The 25,022-nt window shown below is 54.1% G+C and carries 15 protein-coding genes, 1 tRNA gene, 3 rRNA genes and 1 riboswitch; of the genes, 15 read left to right on the top strand and 4 right to left on the bottom strand.

Features of this window, described 5'->3' with window-relative positions; genetic code table 11:
• Positions 1 to 5: 5 nt before the first annotated feature.
• A riboswitch (TPP riboswitch) is annotated at positions 6 to 106 on the bottom strand.
• 225 nt (positions 107 to 331) lie between these two features.
• Positions 332 to 838, bottom strand: a complete 507-nt coding sequence (locus tag LK04_RS17750; protein WP_039336805.1) for an Rsd/AlgQ family anti-sigma factor — start codon at positions 836 to 838, stop codon at positions 332 to 334.
• Positions 839 to 925: 87 nt separating this feature from the next.
• On the opposite strand from LK04_RS17750, the gene nudC reads away from it, so the two are divergent.
• From nudC to LK04_RS17720, 6 genes are all read left to right on the top strand, one after another.
• A complete protein-coding gene (gene nudC, locus LK04_RS17745; protein ID WP_039336802.1) occupies positions 926 to 1,699 on the top strand; it encodes an NAD(+) diphosphatase in 774 nt (257 codons plus the stop codon).
• A 39-nt stretch (positions 1,700 to 1,738) separates the two neighbouring features.
• On the top strand, positions 1,739 to 2,806 hold the full coding sequence (gene hemE, locus LK04_RS17740; protein WP_039336800.1) for a uroporphyrinogen decarboxylase: 1,068 nt from the start codon (positions 1,739 to 1,741) through the stop codon (positions 2,804 to 2,806).
• A gap of 2 nt (positions 2,807 to 2,808) precedes the next feature.
• On the top strand, positions 2,809 to 3,477 hold the full coding sequence (gene nfi / locus LK04_RS17735; RefSeq protein WP_039336796.1) for a deoxyribonuclease V: 669 nt from the start codon (positions 2,809 to 2,811) through the stop codon (positions 3,475 to 3,477).
• 61 nt (positions 3,478 to 3,538) lie between these two features.
• Positions 3,539 to 4,129, top strand: a complete 591-nt coding sequence (locus LK04_RS17730) for a YjaG family protein (RefSeq protein ID WP_039336795.1) — start codon at positions 3,539 to 3,541, stop codon at positions 4,127 to 4,129.
• A gap of 188 nt (positions 4,130 to 4,317) precedes the next feature.
• Positions 4,318 to 4,590: a nucleoid-associated protein HU-alpha gene (hupA, locus tag LK04_RS17725; RefSeq protein WP_006121511.1), complete on the top strand. Its 273-nt coding sequence runs from the start codon at positions 4,318 to 4,320 to the stop codon at positions 4,588 to 4,590.
• Positions 4,591 to 4,659: 69 nt separating this feature from the next.
• The gene (locus LK04_RS17720) at positions 4,660 to 5,325 is read left to right on the top strand and encodes a DUF1481 domain-containing protein (RefSeq protein WP_039336789.1); all 666 of its coding nucleotides are present in this window, start codon (positions 4,660 to 4,662) and stop codon (positions 5,323 to 5,325) included.
• A gap of 27 nt (positions 5,326 to 5,352) precedes the next feature.
• On the opposite strand, the gene purD is transcribed toward LK04_RS17720, so the two are convergent.
• Complete coding sequence (gene purD, locus LK04_RS17715; RefSeq protein WP_039336787.1) at positions 5,353 to 6,633, bottom strand: phosphoribosylamine--glycine ligase; 1,281 nt, start codon at positions 6,631 to 6,633, stop codon at positions 5,353 to 5,355.
• A gap of 18 nt (positions 6,634 to 6,651) precedes the next feature.
• A complete protein-coding gene (purH, locus tag LK04_RS17710; protein WP_039336784.1) occupies positions 6,652 to 8,241 on the bottom strand; it encodes a bifunctional phosphoribosylaminoimidazolecarboxamide formyltransferase/IMP cyclohydrolase in 1,590 nt (529 codons plus the stop codon).
• Positions 8,242 to 8,869: 628 nt separating this feature from the next.
• On the opposite strand from purH, the gene LK04_RS17700 reads away from it, so the two are divergent.
• From LK04_RS17700 to aceK, 8 genes are all read left to right on the top strand, one after another.
• Positions 8,870 to 10,409: ribosomal RNA gene (locus tag LK04_RS17700) — 16S ribosomal RNA — on the top strand.
• Positions 10,410 to 10,498: 89 nt separating this feature from the next.
• Positions 10,499 to 10,573 (top strand) — tRNA-Glu (locus tag LK04_RS17695).
• A gap of 216 nt (positions 10,574 to 10,789) precedes the next feature.
• Positions 10,790 to 13,695, top strand: a 23S ribosomal RNA gene (locus LK04_RS17690).
• A gap of 226 nt (positions 13,696 to 13,921) precedes the next feature.
• A 5S ribosomal RNA gene (gene rrf / locus LK04_RS17685) occupies positions 13,922 to 14,037 on the top strand.
• The 16S, 23S and 5S rRNA genes sit together here with 1 tRNA gene alongside, the layout of an rRNA operon.
• Positions 14,038 to 14,390: 353 nt before the next feature.
• Positions 14,391 to 15,320: a homoserine O-acetyltransferase MetA gene (metA, locus tag LK04_RS17680; protein WP_039334212.1), complete on the top strand. Its 930-nt coding sequence runs from the start codon at positions 14,391 to 14,393 to the stop codon at positions 15,318 to 15,320.
• 271 nt (positions 15,321 to 15,591) lie between these two features.
• Complete coding sequence (aceB, locus tag LK04_RS17675; RefSeq protein ID WP_039334210.1) at positions 15,592 to 17,190, top strand: malate synthase A; 1,599 nt, start codon at positions 15,592 to 15,594, stop codon at positions 17,188 to 17,190.
• Positions 17,191 to 17,206: 16 nt separating this feature from the next.
• Entirely contained in the window at positions 17,207 to 18,508 is a 1,302-nt protein-coding gene (gene aceA / locus LK04_RS17670) for an isocitrate lyase (RefSeq protein WP_039334208.1), read from the top strand.
• A 49-nt stretch (positions 18,509 to 18,557) separates the two neighbouring features.
• On the top strand, positions 18,558 to 20,291 hold the full coding sequence (gene aceK, locus LK04_RS17665) for a bifunctional isocitrate dehydrogenase kinase/phosphatase (protein ID WP_039334206.1): 1,734 nt from the start codon (positions 18,558 to 18,560) through the stop codon (positions 20,289 to 20,291).
• On the opposite strand, the gene iclR is transcribed toward aceK, so the two are convergent.
• Positions 20,288 to 21,118, bottom strand: coding sequence for a glyoxylate bypass operon transcriptional repressor IclR (gene iclR, locus LK04_RS17660; protein ID WP_039334204.1), 831 nt, complete (start codon positions 21,116 to 21,118; stop codon positions 20,288 to 20,290). The genes aceK and iclR overlap by 4 nt on opposite strands.
• Positions 21,119 to 21,364: 246 nt before the next feature.
• Here iclR and metH point away from each other — a divergent pair, with 246 nt between their 5' ends.
• On the top strand, positions 21,365 to 25,000 hold the full coding sequence (metH, locus tag LK04_RS17655; RefSeq protein WP_418903653.1) for a methionine synthase: 3,636 nt from the start codon (positions 21,365 to 21,367) through the stop codon (positions 24,998 to 25,000).
• Positions 25,001 to 25,022: the final 22 nt, after the last annotated feature.

The raw sequence follows: 25,022 nt of genomic DNA, 5'->3' as shown, positions 1-25,022 counted from the left end.
TTCTGGTTATGTCTACTCTTGTTCCCTTCGCAGGTACTAACCTGATCAGGTTCCGCGGATCCCGAATTAACGGTCTCAGCCCCGGGGGGCACTCCGACAAGGTGTGCGTTTGCGGTTTAAGCTACTTTGCTTGCCATTTCTCGCCTGGGCAGTGCTCGTGACCGTCACGTACTTCGTGTACGCTCCGGTCCCTGTGCGCTGTCCGTGCGTGAACTGGCTGCGCACGCTACGCTTAAACCACAAACTTGCCGCTCATAAAGAGGGCAATAAAAAAGCCCATTCAGCATAAGAGGGCTTTTTCGGAATAACAAGCCTTTTACATCTTTCGGGGTTAAGCAGGACGTGCAATGGGGCTCTCATTGGCGACCGGAACGCTTGCCAGCTGGTTATCCCAGGCCAGTTTTACCAGTTTATCCTCCAGCGTAAAACGTGACTCCAGTACTTCACCCACTTCGGAGAGCGCCTTCTGAAACTCAACACAGTTATCATCATTGATGGCTTGCTGAAGATGGCTGTCATACAGCTGCATGATGCTATCGGTGTTGGCCTCGAGTGCGGGGTAGATCTGAGACGCGGCAATTAACGGGCTGTCACCTTGCATTTCGTTGATGATGCGTTCGTAAATACTGAAATGCCCGGTGGAGAGGTAATCCACCAGATTGTGGCAAAACGCATCCAGTGCCTGTTCATCCAGCGCTGAAAGCGCATCTTTATTCGGCTTTATGCCAATTAACTCGTAATACGTGACGAGCAACTGTCGACGGGCGCGCAACCAAGTGTCGACTAATTCATTACCGCCACCTACACGCTCTGTCAGGTCATCTAACTGGGTCAGCATATGGGGCTCCAAGTGAGTTATAGTTGTTTATTCGACACTTAACATCAGGATTCAGCGTGCCATTTGACGCTAAGGACAACGAATAAGATGCAACGTGAGATCTCAAGCGTAGACGCTGGCTGGTGGATTGTCAGCCATGAGCAAAAACTTTGGTTGCCGCAAGGTGAGCTGCCGCATGGCTTATCGAGCGATTTTGGCTTAGTGGGTAGCGCGGGCATATTGATTGGCGAATGGCAGGGTGAAAATGTCTGGTTGGTGCGTGAATCACGCCCTGACAATATGGCCTCTGTTCGCCAGCTTATCGACGAAGATGTCGGCTTGTTCCAGATTGCTGGGCGCGGTGTACAACTGGCGGAGTTCTACCGTTCCCATCGCTGGTGTGGTTACTGTGGGCATGAAATGCATCTCAGTAAACGCGAATTTGCCTGCCTGTGCCACCACTGCCGTGAGCGCTATTACCCACAAATTGCTCCCTGCATAATCGTGGCGATTCGTCGAGGCGATGAGATATTGCTCGCCAATCATGCGCGTCACCGCAACAGCATTTACACAGTATTAGCTGGCTTCGTTGAGGTTGGAGAGACGCTGGAGCAGGCCGTGGCGCGAGAGGTGATGGAGGAGAGTAATGTGCGGGTCAAGAACGTCCGTTATGTCACTTCACAGCCGTGGCCATTCCCGCACTCTCTGATGATGGCGTTTATGGCGGAATACGAAGGCGGCGAGTTGCAGCACGATGGTAAAGAGTTACTGGATGCGGGCTGGTATCGCTATGACGATCTTCCGCTGTTACCCCCGGCGGGGACGGTGGCCCGTCGTTTGATTGAAGATACCGTTGCCCTGTGCCGCGCCAGCGCCTCGTGAAAATGCTACACTGGCGGCCTTAGCATGAGAGAGCCCATTATGAGTGAACTGAAGAACGATCGTTATCTGCGCGCCCTGTTACGCCAGCCGGTAGATGTCACACCGGTGTGGATGATGCGACAAGCCGGGCGTTATTTACCGGAGTACAAAGCCACGCGCGCTGAGGCCGGTGATTTTATGTCGCTGTGTAAGAATGCGGAGCTGGCGTGTGAAGTCACGTTGCAGCCGCTGCGTCGTTATGCGCTGGATGCGGCGATCCTCTTCAGCGATATTTTGACCATTCCCGATGCGATGGGGCTGGGGCTCTATTTTGAAACGGGTGAAGGCCCGCGTTTCTCCAATCCTATTACTTGCCGCGCAGATGTCGATAAGCTGCCGATTCCCGATCCCGAGCAGGAACTGGGATACGTGATGAACGCGGTGCGTACCATTCGTTACAACCTTAAAGGCGAAGTCCCGCTGATTGGTTTCTCTGGCAGCCCGTGGACGCTGGCAACCTATATGGTTGAAGGCGGTAGCAGCAAAGCCTTCACCAAAATCAAAAAGATGATGTATGCCGAGCCACAAACGCTGCACAAGTTGCTCGATAAGCTGGCTGACAGCGTCATTCTGTATCTAAACGCCCAGATCAAAGCCGGTGCTCAGTCGGTCATGGTATTTGATACTTGGGGCGGTGTGTTGACGGGGCGTGATTATCGCGAGTTCTCGCTGTATTACATGCATAAAATCGTTGATAGCGTGCTGCACGAAAATGAAGGTCGTCGTGTACCGATTACGCTGTTCACCAAAGGCGGCGGACAGTGGTTGGAAGCGATAGCGGCAACCGGTTGTGATGCGCTGGGTCTGGACTGGACCACTGATATTGCTGATGCACGCCGTCGTGTGGGTGACAAAGTGGCGCTGCAGGGCAATATGGATCCTTCCATGTTGTATGCGCCGCCAGCGCGTATCGAGCAGGAAGTCGCAGGTATTCTGGAAGACTTCGGTAAAGGTGAAGGCCACGTGTTTAACCTCGGCCATGGTATTCACCCCGATGTACCACCTGAACACGCGGGTGCCTTTGTAGAAGCAGTACACCGCCTGTCACGCCCTTACCATCAGGGCTAAGCATGGATTTAGCTGCGCTTCGGGCTGAACAGCTACAGCGCGCTGCTGAGGTTGTGCGGCAGGATGATTTTGACATCCTGCCGCCACGCTACATTGCCGGTGCAGACGTCGGTTTTGAGCAGGAAGGCGCCGTTACGCGCGCCGCGCTGGTGGTATTGGAATATCCTTCATTACAGTTGGTTGAACATCGCATCGCGCGTATTGAAACCATCATGCCGTATATACCTGGCTTCTTATCATTCCGCGAAGTGCCTGCGCTACAGGCCGCCTGGCAGCAACTCACGTATCAACCCGATCTCTTATTCGTCGATGGTCATGGTATTTCTCATCCGCGTCGGCTTGGCGTTGCCGCCCATTTTGGCTTGCTGGTGGATGTGCCAACCATTGGCGTGGCCAAGAAACGGCTGTGCGGTCAATTTGCCGAACTGGACCCTGAGCCGGGTAGCTGCCAACCGTTGATGGATAAAAGCGAGCAGATTGGTTGGGTGTGGCGCAGTAAGGCGCGCTGTAATCCACTGTTCGTTTCTACCGGGCATCGGATTAGCCTGGCGAGTGCGCTGCATTGGGTCGAATTGTGCACGGCTGGCTATCGTTTACCTGAGCCTACGCGTTGGGCCGATGCGGTGGCGTCGAACCGTTCGGCATTTCTACGTTGGCAAAATGCGCGTTAACGCTGTTTGCGCGCGGCTTTTGCGGTACACTGCCGCCAGCTAACCTATTGAGAGTAAGTTGATGTTACAGAACCCCGTCCATTTGCGTCTGGCTAAGCTGGAAAGCTGGCAGCATATGACCTTTATGGCCTGTCTGTGCGAGCGGATGTTCCCTAACTACTGGGCCTTCTGTCAGCAGACTGAATTTGCCGACCCGCAGCTCTATCGTCGCATCCTGGATCTTGTCTGGGAAAGCCTGACGGTGAAAGACGCCAAGATCAACTTCGACAGCCAACTGGAAAAGCTGGAAGCTGCGATTCCAGATGGTGATGATTTTGATGTCTACGGCGTTCATCCAGCGATTGACGCCTGCGTAGCCCTGAGTGAAATGCTGCATGCATTGCTGAGTGGTGAAACGCTGGAGCACGCCATCGAAGTCAGCCGTACGTCGATCACCACCGTGGCTATCCTGGAAATGACCCAGGCCGGTCGTGAAATGACCGATGCGGAGCTGCGCGAAAATCAGGCTGTCATTGATGAATGGGATCTGCAGTGGGAGATTTTTCGCCTGCTGGCAGACTGCGAGGAGCGCGACCTGGAGCTGATTAAGGGGTTACGTTCTGACCTGCGCGAAGCGGGAATCAGTAACATCGGTATACTTTTTCAGCAATAAGGCGAGAAAACGTGACTTCAGGCCCGAATTACCGCGCCTGGAGGCTTCACATCAGCCCCCTGTCTGGTCTACATTTGGGGGGCTGAAAATTGTGGCTATCTTTGCGTGCAGGCTGAAGAGTGCCAGAATATGGCTTTTCCCTCGCACTCGTTGCTTAGCAAGCGATAAATACACTTTAAGGATAACTTATGAACAAGACTCAACTGATTGATGTGATCGCAGAGAAAGCTGACCTGTCAAAAACCCAGGCTAAAGCTGCGCTGGAATCTACCCTGGCTGCGATCACTGAGTCTCTGAAAGAAGGTGATGCTGTACAACTGGTTGGTTTTGGTACTTTTAAAGTGAACCACCGCGCAGAGCGTACCGGTCGTAACCCACAGACTGGTAAAGAGATCAAAATTGCTGCAGCTAACGTGCCAGCATTCGTCTCTGGTAAAGCTCTGAAAGACGCTGTTAAGTAAGTTTTCCGCATCGCGGTTTAAGCTTTAAAAGAGGGGCGTCAATGCCCCTTTTTGTTACTGGGGCCTGTCATGCTGAACACGATTACTCAGCGCGTCTGCGCCCTGTTTCTCGGTGCGCTGCTCACGGGCTGTAGCACAACTCCTGATCTTCCTGCCTTTACGGCGAGTGGCTATTTAGCCGATCGCGGCACTGTGCGCATCTGGCGCAAAAATAGCGACCATCAAGCTATCCATATTCGTACCGTCTACACCCCCTTCAATGGCGATGCCATGGAGACCACCGACTACAACTGGCAGCAGAATAAACTGGCCAGCGTAGAGCGACGCGTGGCGGGCACGCAGCCGGATGATGTTACGCTGCGTTTCGACTCACTCGGTAATCTTAACTTTATGCAGCGCCAGTTGGCGGGGCGGCGTGAAGCGGTGAGCGGCGATAGCATTGAGCTCTATCGTTTCGACGCACAGCGCATGTTGGAGCAGAGTAACGCTTTGCTGAGTGGCCGTGTGTTGCTGAGCCAGGGGCACTGGTTAGGCGGCACGCAAGTGCGTGACTGCGACGGTAAAACCCTTAATGCACCTTTTGATAGTGAAACCCTCAGCACCTTGAATCAGCAGCAACAGAGCCAGCCGCAGCCGTTAATGGTGTCATGGTTAGAAGCGCCGGAAGGGGTACAGCTTTTGCGGGCAACGCCAGAAGATGAGTGCAGCTGGCAGCCGAGAGAGAGTGATTTTTAGGGGGCGGCCTTGCGACCGCCCACCCGATTACTTGCGGTTGATCGCGCGGTAACCGATATCTTTACGGCAGAAGCTGCCATCCCAGGAAATATGTTGCGCTAAGGCATAGGCATTCTTCTGCGCCGCTGCCACATCTTCACCGAGTGCGGTGACACAGAGTACGCGACCACCGTTAGTGACCACTACGTCATCCTTCATCGTTGTGCCCGCATGGAAGACTTTGCCATCCGGCACTTCTTCCAACGGCAGACCGTGAATTTGATCGCCAGTTTTGTAGTCAGCAGGATAACCGCCAGCAGCCAGAACTACACCCAGCGATGGGCGCGGATCCCATTGTGAGGTCTGCTTATCCAGCTTGCCATCCACCGCAGCCAGGCACAGCTCAACCAGGTCTGACTGCAAGCGCAGCATGATCGGCTGAGTCTCTGGATCGCCAAAGCGGCAGTTGAATTCGATCACTTTCGGCTGGCCGGCTTTGTCGATCATCAGACCTGCATACAGGAAACCGGTATAGGTGTTGCCTTCCGCTTTCATGCCGTTCACGGTTGGCCAGATGATCTGATCCATCACGCGTTGGTGGATCTCATCGGTGACGACCGGAGCAGGTGAGTAAGCCCCCATACCGCCGGTGTTTGGACCGGTATCACCATCGCCTACACGTTTGTGATCCTGGCTGGTGGCCATTGGCAGTACGTTGTCACCATCGACCATCACGATGAAACTGGCTTCTTCGCCGTCAAGGAACTCTTCAATCACAATACGGTGGCCTGCATCGCCAAAGGCGTTGCCTGCCAGCATGTCCTGCACGGCGGCTTCAGCTTCAGCCAGTTCCATCGCAACGATAACGCCTTTGCCCGCGGCTAAGCCGTCAGCTTTGATGACGATCGGTGCGCCTTTCTCACGCAGGTAAGCCAGCGCAGGCTCAACTTCGGTAAAGTTCTGGTATTCGGCAGTTGGGATCTGCTGGCGCGCCAGGAAATCCTTGGTGAAAGCTTTAGAGCCTTCTAATTGGGCGGCAGCCTGAGTCGGGCCAAAGATCTTCAGACCTGCAGCGCGGAAGGCATCCACGACACCAATGACCAGCGGAGCTTCGGGACCCACAATGGTCAGATCGATGTTTTCTTGCTGGGCAAAGGCCAACAGCGCAGGCACATCGGTGGCGCTGATCGCTACGTTCTGTAATGCAGGTTCCAGTGCGGTACCTGCATTGCCCGGTGCCACAAACACCGTTTCAGCCAGTGGTGACTGTGCAGCCTTCCATGCCAGCGCGTGTTCACGTCCGCCATTACCAATCACTAAAATTTTCATCTTTACAGCTCCAGAGGATTAATGGCGGAAGTGACGCATGTCGGTGAAGATCATGGCAATGCCGTGTTCATCGGCGGCGGCAATGACTTCGTCATCACGAATAGAACCGCCAGGCTGAATCACACATGAGATACCCACTGCCGCTGCCGCATCGATACCGTCGCGGAACGGGAAGAACGCATCTGAGGCCATGGCAGAACCTTTGACTTCCAGACCTTCGTCACCGGCTTTAATGCCAGCGATTTTGGCAGAGTAAACACGGCTCATTTGGCCAGCGCCGATACCGATGGTCATATTGTCACGCGCATACACAATGGCGTTGGATTTAACGAACTTAGCGACCTTCCAGCAGAACAGGGCATCACGCAGCTCTTGCTCGCTTGGCTGACGCTTGGTCACCACGCGGAGTTGGCTGGCATCCACCATCCCAAGATCGCGATCCTGCACCAGCAGGCCACCGTTAACACGTTTGAAGTCCAGTGCGGCAACACGGCCCTGCCACTGGCCACAGACCAGAACGCGTACATTCTGCTTAGCCGCGGTTACTTTCAGTGCTGCTTCGCTAGCAGAAGGTGCGATGATCACTTCCACGAACTGACGGCTGATAATCGCTTGCGCGGTGGCTTCATCCAGCTCGCGGTTGAAAGCGATGATGCCGCCGAAGGCTGACGTTGGGTCTGTTTTGTAGGCACGCTCGTACGCATCAAGAATGGAACCACCTACGGCAACGCCGCATGGGTTCGCATGTTTCACGATGACACAAGCAGGTTCGTCAAACTCTTTAACGCATTCCAGCGCAGCATCGGTATCCGCGATGTTGTTATAGGAGAGCGCTTTGCCTTGAACTTGTTCTGCGGTAGCAACGGAAGCTTCCGCTACATTCTCTTCTATATAGAAAGCAGCATCCTGATGGCTGTTCTCACCGTAACGCATGTCCTGCTTCTTGATGAAGTTTAGGTTCATGGTGCGTGGGAAGCGGCCGGCTGGTTCTTTGCTGTCGCTGTGATAAGCCGGGACCAGGCTACCGAAGTAGTTGGCAATCATGCTGTCGTAAGCGGCGGTGTGTTCGAACGCTTTGATGGCCAGATCAAAACGGGTGTCCAGCGTCAGAGAGTTTTCGTTAGCGTCCAGCTCGGCAATGATGGCCTCGTAGTCGCTGCTCTTCACCACAATCGCGACGTCTATATGGTTCTTCGCCGCGGAGCGCACCATAGTTGGACCACCGATATCGATGTTCTCTACGGCGTCTTCCAGGGTGCAACCCGCTTTAGCAACGGTCTGGGCGAAGGGGTAAAGGTTGACGACAACCATATCGATTGGGCTGATAGCATGTTCGGACATGATCGCATCGTCGGTGCCGCGACGGCCTAAAATGCCGCCATGCACTTTCGGGTGCAGCGTTTTGACGCGTCCATCCATCATTTCCGGGAAACCGGTGTAGTCAGAAACTTCAGTAACGGGCAGGCCCGCATCTGCCAGCAGGCGAGCAGTACCACCTGTGGAGAGCAGCTCAACACCACGGCTGGAGAGTGCCTGAGCAAATTCGAGGATACCGGCTTTATCAGAGACACTGAGTAGCGCGCGGCGTACAGGACGACGTTGTTGCATGGTGGTTTTATCCCTTGGCTTTGTTTCGCATAAATAAGAGCGTTACATCAAGCTTAGCGTTTCCTTCTATATAGAAGAGAACACCTGCTTCATGTAACGCCCCAAAAGGGGCATCCTTGACGTCGCCGGGCATTGTAGCGAAAACGTTTGCGTGATGCTCGCCTAAATTCAGTTGTGCCTATGAATGTGGATAACATTGTGTGTAAGTGGGTATAAGGCGGGGTTTTGCTGTGGAATGCAGCGAACAGTTGTTTTTATTGAATTTAGCGGTTGCGCGCTGCGAACAACTCCCTATAATGCGCATCCATCGAGACGGCACAACGGTTTACGAAGTGCGGTGTCGACAGGAAGCTTCGATAAGAACTTCCGCCAGATGAAAAACGCTGAAAAAAGTGTTTGACTCTGAAGGAGGAAAGCGTAATATACGCCACCTCGCAACAGCAGCTTAAGGCGCTGATTGCACCGCTCTTTAACAATTTATCAGACAATCTGTGTGGGCACTCGCAGGATTGATATCAACGTCTCCGGACGTAAAAAATATCAAGTCTCACGAGTGAACACATAATGAAATTCATTATGACGTTTTACAGATGAGCATCGCTGCACTTGTTGCAGCAAATCAAACTTTAAATTGAAGAGTTTGATCATGGCTCAGATTGAACGCTGGCGGCAGGCCTAACACATGCAAGTCGAACGGTAGCACAGAGAGCTTGCTCTCGGGTGACGAGTGGCGGACGGGTGAGTAATGCCTGGGAAACTGCCCGATGGAGGGGGATAACTACTGGAAACGGTAGCTAATACCGCATAACGTCTTCGGACCAAAGTGGGGGACCTTCGGGCCTCACACCATCGGATGTGCCCAGGTGGGATTAGCTAGTAGGTGGGGTAATGGCTCACCTAGGCGACGATCCCTAGCTGGTCTGAGAGGATGACCAGCCACACTGGAACTGAGACACGGTCCAGACTCCTACGGGAGGCAGCAGTGGGGAATATTGCACAATGGGCGCAAGCCTGATGCAGCCATGCCGCGTGTATGAAGAAGGCCTTCGGGTTGTAAAGTACTTTCAGCGGGGAGGAAGGCGGTGAAGTTAATAGCTTCATCGATTGACGTTACCCGCAGAAGAAGCACCGGCTAACTCCGTGCCAGCAGCCGCGGTAATACGGAGGGTGCAAGCGTTAATCGGAATTACTGGGCGTAAAGCGCACGCAGGCGGTCTGTCAAGTCGGATGTGAAATCCCCGGGCTTAACCTGGGAACTGCATTCGAAACTGGCAGGCTAGAGTCTTGTAGAGGGGGGTAGAATTCCAGGTGTAGCGGTGAAATGCGTAGAGATCTGGAGGAATACCGGTGGCGAAGGCGGCCCCCTGGACAAAGACTGACGCTCAGGTGCGAAAGCGTGGGGAGCAAACAGGATTAGATACCCTGGTAGTCCACGCCGTAAACGATGTCGACTTGGAGGTTGTTCCCTTGAGGAGTGGCTTCCGGAGCTAACGCGTTAAGTCGACCGCCTGGGGAGTACGGCCGCAAGGTTAAAACTCAAATGAATTGACGGGGGCCCGCACAAGCGGTGGAGCATGTGGTTTAATTCGATGCAACGCGAAGAACCTTACCTACTCTTGACATCCAGAGAACTTAGCAGAGATGCTTTGGTGCCTTCGGGAACTCTGAGACAGGTGCTGCATGGCTGTCGTCAGCTCGTGTTGTGAAATGTTGGGTTAAGTCCCGCAACGAGCGCAACCCTTATCCTTTGTTGCCAGCGGTTCGGCCGGGAACTCAAAGGAGACTGCCAGTGATAAACTGGAGGAAGGTGGGGATGACGTCAAGTCATCATGGCCCTTACGAGTAGGGCTACACACGTGCTACAATGGCGCATACAAAGAGAAGCGACCTCGCGAGAGCAAGCGGACCTCATAAAGTGCGTCGTAGTCCGGATTGGAGTCTGCAACTCGACTCCATGAAGTCGGAATCGCTAGTAATCGTAGATCAGAATGCTACGGTGAATACGTTCCCGGGCCTTGTACACACCGCCCGTCACACCATGGGAGTGGGTTGCAAAAGAAGTAGGTAGCTTAACCTTCGGGAGGGCGCTTACCACTTTGTGATTCATGACTGGGGTGAAGTCGTAACAAGGTAACCGTAGGGGAACCTGCGGTTGGATCACCTCCTTACCTGAAGATACTTTCCCGCGAAGTGCTCACACAGATTGTCTGATAGAAAAGTAATGAGCAAGACGGCTGCGAAGTCGTGACATGTATGTGTCCCCTTCGTCTAGCGGTTAGGACTCCGCCCTTTCACGGCGGCAACAGGGGTTCGAATCCCCTAGGGGACGCCACTTGCTTGGTGACAGGTGAAAGGTGTCTCCACGAAATATCTCAAAACTGACGGTAACGTCGAGTTTGAGATATTGCTCTTTAACAATCCGGAACAAGCTGAAAATTGAAACGACACGTCGTTTTCATTCTCCGTAATAAGAATGAAATTTACGATGTGTTCGAGTCTCTCAAATGCTTGCAGCTTGCATGCGTTGTAAAACGCCTGTGGGTTGTGAGGTTAAGCGACTAAGCGTACACGGTGGATGCCCTGGCAGTCAGAGGCGATGAAGGACGTGCTAATCTGCGTAAAGCGTCGGTAAGGTGATATGAACCGCTACAGCCGACGATGTCCGAATGGGGAAACCCGGTGCACTCTGTGCATCATCGTAACATGAATACATAGTGTTACGAGGCGAACCTGGGGAACTGAAACATCTAAGTACCCAGAGGAAAAGAAATCAACCGAGATTCCCCCAGTAGCGGCGAGCGAACGGGGAGCAGCCCAGAACCTGAATCAGCTGGTGTGTTAGTGGAAGCGTCTGGAAAGTCGCAGGGTACAGGGTGATACTCCCGTACACAAAAGCACACCTTCTGTGAGTTCGAAGAGTAGGGCGGGACACGTGGTATCCTGTCTGAATATGGGGGGACCATCCTCCAAGGCTAAATACTCCTGACTGACCGATAGTGAACCAGTACCGTGAGGGAAAGGCGAAAAGAACCCCGGCGAGGGGAGTGAAACAGAACCTGAAACCGTGTACGTACAAGCAGTGGGAGCCTACTTGTTAGGTGACTGCGTACCTTTTGTATAATGGGTCAGCGACTTATATTCTGTAGCAAGGTTAACCGTATAGGGGAGCCGCAGGGAAACCGAGTCTTAACTGGGCGTTAAGTTGCAGGGTATAGACCCGAAACCCGGTGATCTAGCCATGGGCAGGTTGAAGGTTGGGTAACACTAACTGGAGGACCGAACCGACTAATGTTGAAAAATTAGCGGATGACTTGTGGCTGGGGGTGAAAGGCCAATCAAACCGGGAGATAGCTGGTTCTCCCCGAAAGCTATTTAGGTAGCGCCTCGTGAACTCATCTTCGGGGGTAGAGCACTGTTTCGGCTAGGGGGCCATCCCGGCTTACCAACCCGATGCAAACTGCGAATACCGAAGAATGTTATCACGGGAGACACACGGCGGGTGCTAACGTCCGTCGTGAAGAGGGAAACAACCCAGACCGCCAGCTAAGGTCCCAAAGTCATGGTTAAGTGGGAAACGATGTGGGAAGGCACAGACAGCCAGGATGTTGGCTTAGAAGCAGCCATCATTTAAAGAAAGCGTAATAGCTCACTGGTCGAGTCGGCCTGCGCGGAAGATGTAACGGGGCTAAACCATGCACCGAAGCTGCGGCAGCGACGCTTAGGCGTTGTTGGGTAGGGGAGCGTTCTGTAAGCCGTTGAAGGTGGCCTGTGAGGGCTGCTGGAGGTATCAGAAGTGCGAATGCTGACATAAGTAACGATAAAGCGGGTGAAAAGCCCGCTCGCCGGAAGACCAAGGGTTCCTGTTCAACGTTAATCGGAGCAGGGTGAGTCGACCCCTAAGGCGAGGCTGAAAAGCGTAGTCGATGGGAAGCAGGTTAATATTCCTGCACTTGGTGTTACTGCGAAGGGGGGACGGAGAAGGCTAGGTTATCCGGGCGACGGTTGTCCCGGTTTAAGCATGTAGGCGGGAGTTTTAGGTAAATCCGGAACTCTTTTAACGCTGAGGTGTGATGACGAGTCACTACGGTGATGAAGTAACTGATGCCCTGCTTCCAGGAAAAGCCTCTAAGCTCCAGGTAACACGAAATCGTACCCCAAACCGACACAGGTGGTCAGGTAGAGAATACCAAGGCGCTTGAGAGAACTCGGGTGAAGGAACTAGGCAAAATGGTGCCGTAACTTCGGGAGAAGGCACGCTGTCGGTAAGTGAAGTCCCTCGCGGACGGAGCTGAAGGCAGTCGAAGATACCAGCTGGCTGCAACTGTTTATTAAAAACACAGCACTGTGCAAACACGAAAGTGGACGTATACGGTGTGACGCCTGCCCGGTGCCGGAAGGTTAATTGATGGGGTTATCCGCAAGGAGAAGCTCTTGATCGAAGCCCCGGTAAACGGCGGCCGTAACTATAACGGTCCTAAGGTAGCGAAATTCCTTGTCGGGTAAGTTCCGACCTGCACGAATGGCGTAATGATGGCCAGGCTGTCTCCACCCGAGACTCAGTGAAATTGAAATCGCTGTGAAGATGCAGTGTACCCGCGGCAAGACGGAAAGACCCCGTGAACCTTTACTATAGCTTGACACTGAACATTGAGCCTTGATGTGTAGGATAGGTGGGAGGCTTTGAAGCGTGGACGCCAGTCTGCGTGGAGCCATCCTTGAAATACCACCCTTTAATGTTTGATGTTCTAACGTAGACCCGTAATCCGGGTTGCGGACAGTGTCTGGTGGGTAGTTTGACTGGGGCGGTCTCCTCCCAAAGAGTAACGGAGGAGCACGAAGGTTGGCTAATCCTGGTCGGACATCAGGAGGTTAGTGCAATGGCATAAGCCAGCTTGACTGCGAGAGTGACGGCTCGAGCAGGTGCGAAAGCAGGTCATAGTGATCCGGTGGTTCTGAATGGAAGGGCCATCGCTCAACGGATAAAAGGTACTCCGGGGATAACAGGCTGATACCGCCCAAGAGTTCATATCGACGGCGGTGTTTGGCACCTCGATGTCGGCTCATCACATCCTGGGGCTGAAGTAGGTCCCAAGGGTACGGCTGTTCGCCGTTTAAAGTGGTACGCGAGCTGGGTTTAGAACGTCGTGAGACAGTTCGGTCCCTATCTGCCGTGGGCGCTGGAGAATTGAGGGGGGTTGCTCCTAGTACGAGAGGACCGGAGTGAACGCACCACTGGTGTTCGGGTTGTCATGCCAATGGCATTGCCCGGTAGCTAAGTGCGGAAAAGATAAGTGCTGAAAGCATCTAAGCACGAAACTTGCCCCAAGATGAGTTCTCCCTGAGCACTTGATGCTCCTGAAGGGACGTTGAAGACGACGACGTTGATAGGCCGGATGTGTAAGTGCAGCGATGCATTGAGCTAACCGGTACTAATGACCCGTGAGGCTTAACCTTACAACGCCAGAGGCGTTTTTGAAGAGACGCAAAGTAGATTTTCAGCTTAGTTCACCGGATTTTAGATTTAGTTTTGTTCTGCGGACATGAGTCCGAAGGATTTTACGCTGAAGCAAGGCGGCAAGCGAGACGATGTGAAGGAGCATACATCAGTATGTGACTGAGCAGCACGAACGCAGCCAACGCCGCATCAGCGTAAAAGACACAGGACAGAACACCAGATTTGCCTGGCGGCTTTAGCGCGGTGGTCCCACCTGACCCCATGCCGAACTCAGAAGTGAAACGCCGTAGCGCCGATGGTAGTGTGGGGTCTCCCCATGCGAGAGTAGGGAACTGCCAGGCATCAAACAAGTGAAGAAGCCCTGAACGAAAGTTCAGGGCTTTTTTACGTCTGCAGATCGCTGAAAGCAGACTAAATTCGATACGAAAAAGATCAAACCAGCCTAAAAGCCCCAATACCAGTGGCTAAATCTCCTCCAGTACTCCTCCTACATATGCAAAATAAGCATAAAGATCAGCACCCACTTGGTCAAAATGCGGGGCAAAGTGCCGTATTCACCTCTTAAATCTCGCTTTAAGCTGAAACATTTTCATAAACTGCATGAAGACTCGACATTCACCTAATGCCAGGCTAACCTCGGGCATCTGGATGTCTAAACGTTTATACGGTTATAAAAGTAAGAGGTAAGTAGATCATGCCAATCAGGGTCCCCGACGAATTGCCGGCAGTGAATTTTTTACGCAATGAGAACGTCTTTGTCATGGCCTCATCGCGTGCCAGTGTTCAGGAGATTCGTCCGCTCAAAGTGCTGATCCTTAACCTGATGCCGAAGAAAATCGAAACGGAAAATCAGTTCTTACGGCTGCTTTCCAACTCGCCATTGCAAATTGATGTACAGCTGCTGCGCATCGATAGCCGAGAGTCACGCAATACCCCGAGCGAGCATCTGAATAACTTCTACTGCAATTTTGAAGACATCGAGCACGACAACTTCGATGGATTGATTGTGACGGGTGCACCGCTGGGATTGGTGGATTTCAATGATGTGGCATACTGGCCACAGATTCAGCGTGTGCTGCATTGGGCAAAAGAACACGTAACCTCAACGCTATTTGTCTGCTGGGCTGTACAGGCGGCGCTGAACATTCTGTATGGCATTCCAAAACAGACGCGTCAGAACAAGCTTTCTGGTGTCTACGAGCATCAGATTCTGCACCCACACGCATTGTTAACCCGTGGATTTGACGACAATTTCCTCGCGCCACATTCACGCTATGCCGATTTCCCCAGCCAGTTAATTCGTGATTACACCGATCTGGAGTTGTTCGCGGAATCAGAGACCACAGGCGCCTATCTGATGGCGAGCAAAGACAAGCGTCTGGCGTTCGTGACTGGCCATCCGGAGTACGATGCCCTGACGCTCTCTGGCGAATACCATCGCGATTACGATGCTGGCTTGCACCCGGAAGTGCCCTTTAATTACTTCCCGCAAAACAACCCTGAATTGCCGCCACGTGCCACCTGGCGCAGCCATGGCAATCTGCTGTTCTCTAACTGGTTGAACTACTACGTATACCAGATTACACCTTTCGATCTGCGTCATATGAACCCGACGCTCGAATAGACCTGCGAACACATTCTCAAACGATCCTGCCGCGACAGCCTGGTGCTGGCGCGGCTTTTTTTTGCCTGTCATTCAGAAACTGGAATTTATTGCCTTTAATTTGAGAGATTAAATTACATATTAATCAATATGATGAATTCATATAAATTTAAAAATGGAAATAGTTTTTGAAAACAAAATAAAAATCATTATGCTTTGATCTTGCCGGTTATAAAACACCCTACACCCGGATCCGATCGCCCGGAGACGGATCAAAACAGGAGCAGCCCGCATGACAGACTCAGTAATCCACAACACGCTGACTTTCAATCAGCCCTTTACTCACGCGGAAAAGCAGCTGCTTACCCCGGAAGCCATCGATTTCCTGCACACGCTGGTCGCGCGTTTTGCACCGGAACGTGAACGTCTGCTGAAAGCACGCCTGCAGCGTCAGCAACGTTATGACCAAGGAGCGTTGCCAGACTTCGATTCGGAAACGACTTCCATTCGTGAAAGTGAGTGGCAGGTCAGACCTATCCCTCAACTGCTACGCGATCGCCGCGTGGAGATCACCGGGCCACCGGATCGCAAGATGGTGATCAATGCGCTGAATGCCAACGTCAACGTCTTCATGGCCGACTTCGAAGATTCGCTGGCACCGACATGGCAGAAATTGATGGAAGGTCAGCTGACACTGCGTGATGCGGTGAATGGCACGCTGAGTTTCACCAGTGAAGCCGGCAAGATCTATCAACTGAAATCCGATCCCGCGCTGTTGATGTGCCGGGTGCGCGGTCTGCATTTAAGTGAAAAGCATGTTGAATGGCGCGATCGTGCTATTCCAGGCGGGCTATTCGATTTTGCGCTCTATCTGTTCCACAACGTTGATGCGCTGCTGGAAAAAGGCCATGCCCCTTGGTTCTACCTGCCAAAAACCGAGCATGCAGCAGAAGTGGCATGGTGGCGTGAGATCTTCCGCTTCAGCGAAGATCGCTTCGATCTGCCACGAGGCACCATCAAAGCCACGGTATTAATCGAAACGCTGCCAGCCGTGTTCCAGATGGATGAGATCCTGTGGGAACTGCGCGATCACGTCGTCGGCCTGAACTGTGGTCGCTGGGATTACATCTTTAGCTACATCAAAACGCTGGCTCAGCACGGCGATCGCATCCTGCCAGATCGCCAACAAATCAGCATGGATCAGCCTTTCCTTGATGCGTACTCGCGCCTGCTGATCAAAACCTGCCACCGCCGAGGTGCATTGGCGATGGGCGGGATGTCAGCCCTGATCCCAAGCAAAGATGCGGAACGTAATGCGTGGGTGATGCAGAAGGTGCAGGAAGACAAAGCGCGCGAAGCGGGTAACGGTCACGATGGCACCTGGGTGGCGCATCCAGGCCTGGCGGATATCGCGATGGCGGTATTTGACCGTCAGCTCGGTGATCAACCCAATCAATTGTCTGTCAGTCGCGATCAGGATGGCCCCATTACCGCCGAACGGCTGCTGCGCCCTTGCCGTGGCCAGCGTACTGAGGCTGGTATGCGCGCCAACATTCGTGTGGCACTGCAATACCTTGAAGCCTGGATTGGTGGCAATGGCTGCGTACCCATTGACGGATTGATGGAGGATGCGGCCACGGCGGAAATCGCCCGAACCTCAATCTGGCAATGGATCCACCACAAACAGATTCTCAGTGATGGGCAACTGGTGACTGCCGCACTGTTCGAGCAACTGCTGGACGAAGAGTTGCAGGCATTGCAGCACACCCTCGGTGAGGAGCGCTTCCGCCAGGGTCGCTTTGCAGATGCCGCTGCGTTGATGGCACAAATCACCACCGCCGACGAATTAGTCTCTTTCCTTACTCTGCCGGGCTACCGCCTGCTGCCTTGAACCTGGAGATAACGCTATGAATCGTAACCAACAGATTAAACAACTGGCATCGAGCTGGAACGACGCGCGCTGGGAGGGGATAACGCGCCCCTACAGCGCGGAAGATGTTATCAACTTACGGGGTTCGGTGAATCCGGCATGTACGCTGGCAGAGCGCGGTGCAACGAAGCTGTGGTCACTGCTTAACGGTGAATCCACTAAAGGTTATATCAATAGTCTGGGCGCTCTAACTGGCGGTCAGGCGATACAGCAAGCAAAAGCAGGCATTGAGGCGATCTACCTTTCGGGCTGGCAAGTGGCGGCAGACGCGAATATGGCCGGGCAGATGTATCCCGATCAATCGCTCTATCCGGCGAACTCGGTGCCGAACGTGGTTGAGCGCATCAACCAAAGTTTCCAGCGTGCTGACCAGATTCAGTGGGCTAACGGTATCTCACCGGAAGATGACGGATTTATCGATTATTTCCTGCCGATTGTGGCCGATGCGGAAGCGGGCTTTGGTGGCGTGCTCAATGCCTTTGAGCTGATGAAGTCGATGATTCAGGCCGGTGCGGGCGCCGTGCACTTTGAAGATCAACTGGCGTCGGTGAAGAAGTGCGGTCATATGGGCGGCAAGGTATTGGTACCCACGCAGGAGGCGATCCAGAAACTGGTGGCCGCGCGCTTGGCTGCCGACGTGATGGGGGTGCCGACCATACTGCTGGCGCGCACCGATGCGGATGCGGCTGACCTCATCACCTCCGATTGCGATGAGCGTGATGCGCCCTTTATCACCGGGCAACGTACCTCTGAAGGCTTCTTCCGCACGAGAGCCGGCATTGAACAGGCGATCAGCCGCGGCTTATCTTATGCACCTTATGCTGACGTGCTGTGGTGTGAAACCTCGACGCCGGATCTGGAGCTTGCACAGCGATTTGCCGATGCGATTCACGCGCAGTATCCGGGCAAATTACTGGCCTACAACTGCTCGCCATCGTTTAACTGGAAGAAGAATCTCGACGATCGCACCATCGCCCGTTTCCAGCAGGCATTGAGCGACATGGGCTATCGCTTTCAGTTCATCACGCTGGCCGGCATTCACAGCATGTGGTTCAACATGTTCGATTTGGCACATGCTTATGCGCAGGGTGAAGGGATGCGTCATTACGTTGAGAAAGTGCAGCAACCCGAGTTCGCCGCGCGTGAAAAAGGCTACACCTTCTCCTCACATCAACAGGAAGTGGGCACCGGTTACTTTGACCGCGTCACCAACGTTATTCAGGGTGGACAGTCATCCGTCACCGCATTGACCGGTTCCACGGAAGCCGCGCAGTTCTAAACGCCTCACCTCCGCCCATGGATGGGCTCATTTTGCAGGAGCGTCGTCGATGACACCGAGAGAATCTCTGATCGCCCATACCATCCTGCAAGGCTTTGATGCGCAGTATGGCCGCTTTCTGGACATTACCGCAGGAGCTCAGCAGCGCTTTGAACAGGCTGACTGGCACGCCGTGCAGCAGGCGATGAAAGCGCGTATCCATCTTTATGATCACCATGTAGGGTTGGTTGCAAACCAGTTGCGCATTCTCAATGATGTGTCGAACTGGGATGACGCTTTTTGGCTGCGGGTGAAAAGTCACTATGAGACGCTTTTGCCTGGCTATCCGCGCCATGAAATTGCGGAAAGCTTTTTTAATTCGGTCTACTGCCGTCTGCAAGGCCACAGCCATCTCGATCCCAACCGGTTGTTTATCTTTCCCTCGCAACCCTATGCGTCAGCGCCGGTGGCACAGCGTCCGCTGTCACGGCTTTATCGCCCACAAGGCAGCTGGCATGAATTACTGCGGCAGGTGCTGAATGACATTCCCCTGCGCTTACCCTGGCAGGATCTCACCCGTGATATCGGCTGGATTGTCCGTCATCTGCACGAGCAGTTCTCGCCAGCCCAGTTAGCAACCGCCACGCTGGATGTTGCCAGTGAGCTGTTTTATCGCAATAAAACGGCTTGGATTGTCGCCCGCTTGCAGTTGAGTGATGGCATGGTGCCTTGCCTGTTGCCGATCCAACGCGATGAGGCCGGTCGCTTGTGGATCGACACCTGCTTAACCGACAGTGATGATGCCAGCATCGTGTTTGGTTTTGCTCGTGCTTACTTCATGGTGTACGCCCCGGTGCCTGCGGCGTTGGTGGCCTGGCTGCAACCGATTCTGCCCAGTAAAACCATCGCTGAGCGATATATGGCGATTGGCTGCCAAAAGCACGGTAAAACCGAGTGTTACCGCGAGTACCTGGATTATCTGGCTCACAGCCACGAGGATTTCACCATCGCACCCGGTATTCGCGGCATGGTGATGCTGGTGTTTACGCTGCCAGGTTTTGACCGCGTTTTCAAAGTGATTAAAGACCGCTTTGCGCCACAAAAAGAGGTCACGGATGCGCAGGTGCGCGACTGTTATCGCATGGTCAAAGAGCACGACCGTGTCGGGCGCATGGCGGATACGCAAGAGTTCGAGCACTTCGCCATACCGCTGGCACGCATTCCACACACGTTGATGGTGGAATTTGAGCGCGATATCCCGGAGAAAATTGAGCGGCGGGGTGATGTGCTGATCATCCGCCATTTGTGGCTGGAACGTCGTATGGAGCCGCTCAATCTATGGCTGGCACAGGCGACAGCCGAGCAGCGTCAACATGCGATTGGTGAGTACGGTGATGCGATTCGCCAGCTGGCGGCAGCCAATATTTTCCCGGGGGATATGCTGTTTAAAAACTTCGGCATGACGCGCCATGGTCGGGTGGTGTTTTACGACTACGACGAAATTCGGCCGATGACAGAATTGCAGTTCCGCGATGTGCCAGCTGCGCGCTACGAGGAGGATGAGTTACAGGCTGAACCCTGGTACAGCGTCGGGCCGGATGATGTGTTCCCAGAAACCTTCCGCTATGCACTCTGTAGCGAGCCGAGCACCGGAAAATTACTGCAAGCACTGCATCCACAGTTGTTTGATCCCCGCTGGTGGCGCGCGCTGCAAACGCGCATCGGGGAAGGGCATATTGAAGAGGTGATTGCGTGGCGTGCCTCGCAAAGCTTCAGCACGCGGTTCGCCACGGTGGCCGCTTAACGGCCTGAATAGGTCTGCGTAACCTGTTTGGCGGCACGGATCACCAACGCGCCCAGTTCGGTGATGCGATCGTCCGTCATACGTGCTATCGGGCCGGAAATAGAGATTGCGGCAAACGGCTCACCGTGTTCGTCATAAATCGGTGCGGCCACGCAGCGCAGGCCCAACGCGTGCTCTTCATCATCGTGGGAAAAGCCCATTTTGCGGATCAACGCCAGATTCTCTTTCAGGCTGTGCGGCGACATCAATGTTTTCGGCGTGTAATGATGCAGCCCTTTTTGATGCAAGAGTGCGGTGACTTGCTCGTCGCTGAGATGAGCCAAAAAGGCTTTGCCCGCGCCCGACGCATGCATCGGCAGCTTACCGCCAATCGGCGCTGACATGCGCATCAGTTGCGTGCACTGCACCTGATCGACAATCACTGCCTGATAATCGCTGAGATCCAGTACCGCCAGATTGACGGTTTCTCCCGCATCTTCCATCAACTTCCGTAATACCGGATGCACAATCGCCAGCAGATTGCGGCTTTGCAGGAAACTGCTGCCGACCACGAAGGCATGGGAGCCAATCGTCCAGAGCCCCAGATCCCCGACCTGATTCACAAATCCTTGCTGTTGCATGGTAGAGAGCAGGCGATGGGTGGTTGAGTTGGGCAATCCCGCCTGCTGCGCCAGCTCGGTCAGGGCCACGCTGCCATGCGATTCGGCAATTAGTTCAAGTAAACGCAAACCACGCGTCAGTGACTGGACTTGCCCACCGGCTGGCGCGCTGGTGGTTGTGGCGGCACGCGGTTTCTTGCCACGCTTCGCTGGTACTGGGGTAGCCATAAGGTCTCCACTGTCGCATCAATGCTGGAAACCATTTTCGTTTTTAAACGAGTGAATGCAAACGCTGGCTTACTGGTCGGATGTGTGATGCTTTCGCGCTGAAAATGTCTCACCTGTACTGACTTTTGCTCATCAGAAAGATATGCCAGTATGTTTGGCGGACATATTAGCCAACGCAATGACGTGGACGGGGCAAGAGTGAGCGAGAAAATAGCAAGGCTGCATCAACAGTTGGCACAGCGCATCATGATTCTGGATGGCGGCATGGGCACCATGATCCAGAGTTATAAGCTCAGTGAAGCCGATTTCCGTGGGAGTCGCTTTGCCGACTGGCCTTCCGATTTGAAAGGCAACAACGATCTGTTGGTGTTAACCAAACCTGAGGTGATCCGCGAAATCCATGATGCTTACCTTGCCGCCGGCGCGGACATTCTGGAAACCAACACCTTTAACTCCACCACCATCGCGATGGCCGACTACCAGATGGAAGCCCTGTCGGCAGAGATCAACCTCGAGGCCGCTAAACTGGCCCGTGCCAGTGCGGATGCATGGACGGCGAAAACCCCCGACCGCCCGCGTTACGTCGCCGGGGTGTTAGGCCCGACCAACCGCACCTGCTCTATTTCGCCGGATGTGAACGATCCCGCCTTCCGTAACGTCACCTTCAATCAGCTGGTGGAGGCTTATCGTGAATCCACCCATGCGCTGATCGCGGGCGGTTCCGACCTCATCATGATTGAAACGGTGTTTGATACCCTGAACGCCAAGGCGGCGATCTATGCCGTGCAGGTCGAGATGGAGGCGATGGGCGTCAACCTGCCGCTGATGATCTCCGGCACCATCACCGATGCGTCTGGTCGCACGCTGTCCGGCCAAACCACCGAAGGTTTCTATAACTCACTGCGCCACGCCGAGCCGCTCTCTTTCGGCCTCAACTGTGCGCTGGGTCCAGACGAACTGCGTCAGTATGTGCAGGAGTTGTCACGTATTGCGGAAGGCTATGTCACCGCACATCCCAACGCCGGTTTGCCTAATGCCTTTGGGGAATACGATCTCGATGCCGCTACTATGGCTGACCAGATTGGCGAATGGGCGCGCGCGGGCTTCCTGAATATTATCGGTGGCTGCTGCGGCACCACGCCGGAACACATCGCAGCGATGGCAGCGGCGGTGGAGGGGGTGGCACCACGCTTACTACCAGAGATTCCCGTGGCCTGCCGTTTGTCCGGCCTGGAGCCGCTGAACATTTACCCCGATTCCCTGTTTGTGAACGTGGGCGAACGCACCAACGTAACCGGTTCTGCCAAGTTCAAGCGTCTGATCAAAGAAGAGAAATACAACGAGGCGCTGGATGTCGCGCGTCAACAGGTGGAAAGTGGCGCACAGATTATTGATATCAACATGGATGAAGGCATGCTGGATGCGGAAGCCGCGATGGTGCGCTTCCTCAACCTGATTGCCGGTGAACCGGATATTGCCCGCGTGCCGATTATGATCGACTCCTCTAAGTGGGAGGTGATCGAGAAAGGCCTGCAATGCATTCAGGGCAAAGGCATTGTTAACTCGATTTCGATGAAAGAGGGCATTGAGCCGTTTATCGAGCACGCGCGCAAAGTGCGTCGTTACGGTGCCGCGATGGTGGTGATGGCGTTCGATGAGGTCGGCCAGGCCGACACCCGCGCACGCAAAATCGAAATCTGTCGTCGCGCCTACCAAATTCTGACTGAAGAGGTGGGTTTCCCGCCAGAAGACATCATTTTTGACCCGAATATCTTCGCAGTGGCCACCGGCATTGAAGAGCATAACAACTATGCGATGGACTTCATCGGTGCCTGTGAAGACATTAAACGCGAACTGCCGCATGCGATGATCTCGGGTGGCGTGTCGAACGTATCCTTCTCGTTCCGCGGCAACGACCCGGTGCGTGAGGCGATCCACGCGGTGTTCCTCTATTACGCGATTCGCAACGGCATGGACATGGGTATCGTCAACGCCGGCCAACTGGCGATCTATGACGATTTACCCGCCGAGTTGCGTGATGCAGTAGAAGACGTGATTCTCAATCGTCGCGACGATGGCACCGAACGTCTGCTGGAGCTGGCCGAGAAGTATCGCAGCAGCAAAGGCGATGGTGAGCAGGAGAAGCAGCAGGCGGAATGGCGCAGCTGGGACGTGGTAAAACGTCTGGAATACTCGCTGGTGAAGGGCATCACCGAATTTATCGAACTGGATACGGAAGAGGCGCGTCAGGCCGCAGCACGTCCTATCGAGGTGATTGAAGGACCGCTGATGTCCGGCATGAACGTGGTCGGTGATCTGTTCGGCGAGGGAAAAATGTTCCTGCCGCAGGTGGTGAAATCGGCGCGCGTAATGAAGCAAGCAGTGGCCTATCTCGAACCTTATATCGAGGCCAGTAAAGAAGCCGGGCGCAGTAACGGCAAAATCGTGCTGGCGACGGTGAAGGGCGATGTGCATGACATCGGCAAAAACATCGTTGGCGTAGTGCTGCAGTGTAATAACTACGAAATCATCGATCTTGGCGTGATGGTGCCCAGTGACAAAATCCTCAAAACCGCGATTGCCGAGAACGCCGATATCATCGGGCTTTCCGGGCTGATCACGCCATCGCTGGATGAAATGGTCAACGTGGCCAAAGAGATGGAGCGTCAGGGCTTCACCATCCCGCTGCTGATTGGCGGCGCCACCACCTCGAAAGCACACACGGCGGTGAAGATTGAGCAGAACTACAGTGGCCCAACAGTGTATGTGCAGAACGCCTCACGCACCGTTGGTGTGGTCTCCTCGCTACTCTCCGAAACCCTGAAAGAAGAGTTTGTGGCACGCACGCGCAAAGAGTACGACACGGTGCGTATTCAGCACGCGCGTAAAAAGCCGCGCACGCCGCCGGTCAGCCTGCAAACCGCGCGGGACAACGACTACTCCATCGATTGGGAAAGCTACACGCCGCCGGTGGCACATCGTTTGGGTGTCAGCGCGGTGGAAGCCAGCATCGACACGCTGCGTAACTATATCGACTGGACGCCGTTCTTTATGACCTGGTCGCTGGCGGGTAAATATCCGCGCATCCTGGAGGATGAGGTGGTCGGTGAAGAGGCCAAACGTTTGTTTGCCGATGCCAATGCCATGCTGGATATGTTGAGCGAAACGGGCACGTTGCATCCACGCGGTGTGGTGGGGATCTTCCCAGCCAACCGGGTAGGCGACGATATCGAAGTCTACAGCGATGAAAACCGCGATAAGGTGAAAATTGTTAGCCATCATTTACGCCAGCAAACGGAGAAAACCGACTTTGCTAACTACTGCTTAGCGGACTTTGTGGCACCGAAATCCAGCGGGAAAGCGGACTACCTCGGGGCCTTCGCGGTCACGGGCGGACTGGAAGAGGATGCGCTGGCCGAAGCCTATGAGCAGCAGCACGATGATTACAACAAAATCATGGTGAAGGCGATTTCAGACCGCTTAGCAGAAGCCTTTGCCGAGTATCTGCATGAGCGTGTGCGCAAGGTAATTTGGGGCTTTGCCGCCAATGAAAATCTCAGTAACGAAGAGCTGATTCGCGAGAATTATCAGGGGATTCGTCCGGCACCGGGTTATCCGGCGTGCCCGGAACACACGGAAAAAGCACAGATTTGGCAGCTGCTGGATGTGGAAACGCACACGGGGATGAAGTTAACCGAATCCTTTGCCATGTGGCCGGGTGCAGCGGTATCCGGATGGTACTTCAGCCATCCTGACAGCAAATATTTCGCTGTGGCGCAGATTCAGCGTGACCAGGTGGAAGATTATGCGGCGCGTAAAGGGATGAGCGTGAGTGAAGTTGAGCGTTGGTTGGCACCGAATCTGGGTTACGACGCGGATTGATGAGCCGATAGCGCCATAAATT

The organism is Pantoea vagans (genome assembly GCF_001506165.1).
In the GTDB taxonomy this organism is placed as follows: domain Bacteria; phylum Pseudomonadota; class Gammaproteobacteria; order Enterobacterales; family Enterobacteriaceae; genus Pantoea; species Pantoea vagans_C.
Note: the sequence above shows the minus strand (reverse complement) of the source record. Positions and strands in the feature narration are given on the sequence as shown.

Bases quoted from the DNA above. Each gene is read 5' to 3' on its own strand.
- LK04_RS17750 (WP_039336805.1), bottom strand. From the start codon at position 838: ATGCTGACCCAGTTAGATGACCTGACAGAGCGTGTAGGTGGCGGTAAT.
- nudC (WP_039336802.1), top strand. From the start codon at position 926: ATGCAACGTGAGATCTCAAGCGTAGACGCTGGCTGGTGGATTGTCAGC.
- hemE (WP_039336800.1), top strand. From the start codon at position 1,739: ATGAGTGAACTGAAGAACGATCGTTATCTGCGCGCCCTGTTACGCCAG.
- nfi (WP_039336796.1), top strand. From the start codon at position 2,809: ATGGATTTAGCTGCGCTTCGGGCTGAACAGCTACAGCGCGCTGCTGAG.
- LK04_RS17730 (WP_039336795.1), top strand. From the start codon at position 3,539: ATGTTACAGAACCCCGTCCATTTGCGTCTGGCTAAGCTGGAAAGCTGG.
- hupA (WP_006121511.1), top strand. From the start codon at position 4,318: ATGAACAAGACTCAACTGATTGATGTGATCGCAGAGAAAGCTGACCTG.
- LK04_RS17720 (WP_039336789.1), top strand. From the start codon at position 4,660: ATGCTGAACACGATTACTCAGCGCGTCTGCGCCCTGTTTCTCGGTGCG.
- purD (WP_039336787.1), bottom strand. From the start codon at position 6,633: ATGAAAATTTTAGTGATTGGTAATGGCGGACGTGAACACGCGCTGGCA.
- purH (WP_039336784.1), bottom strand. From the start codon at position 8,241: ATGCAACAACGTCGTCCTGTACGCCGCGCGCTACTCAGTGTCTCTGAT.
- metA (WP_039334212.1), top strand. From the start codon at position 14,391: ATGCCAATCAGGGTCCCCGACGAATTGCCGGCAGTGAATTTTTTACGC.
- aceB (WP_039334210.1), top strand. From the start codon at position 15,592: ATGACAGACTCAGTAATCCACAACACGCTGACTTTCAATCAGCCCTTT.
- aceA (WP_039334208.1), top strand. From the start codon at position 17,207: ATGAATCGTAACCAACAGATTAAACAACTGGCATCGAGCTGGAACGAC.
- aceK (WP_039334206.1), top strand. From the start codon at position 18,558: ATGACACCGAGAGAATCTCTGATCGCCCATACCATCCTGCAAGGCTTT.
- iclR (WP_039334204.1), bottom strand. From the start codon at position 21,118: ATGGCTACCCCAGTACCAGCGAAGCGTGGCAAGAAACCGCGTGCCGCC.
- metH (WP_418903653.1), top strand. From the start codon at position 21,365: ATGATTCTGGATGGCGGCATGGGCACCATGATCCAGAGTTATAAGCTC.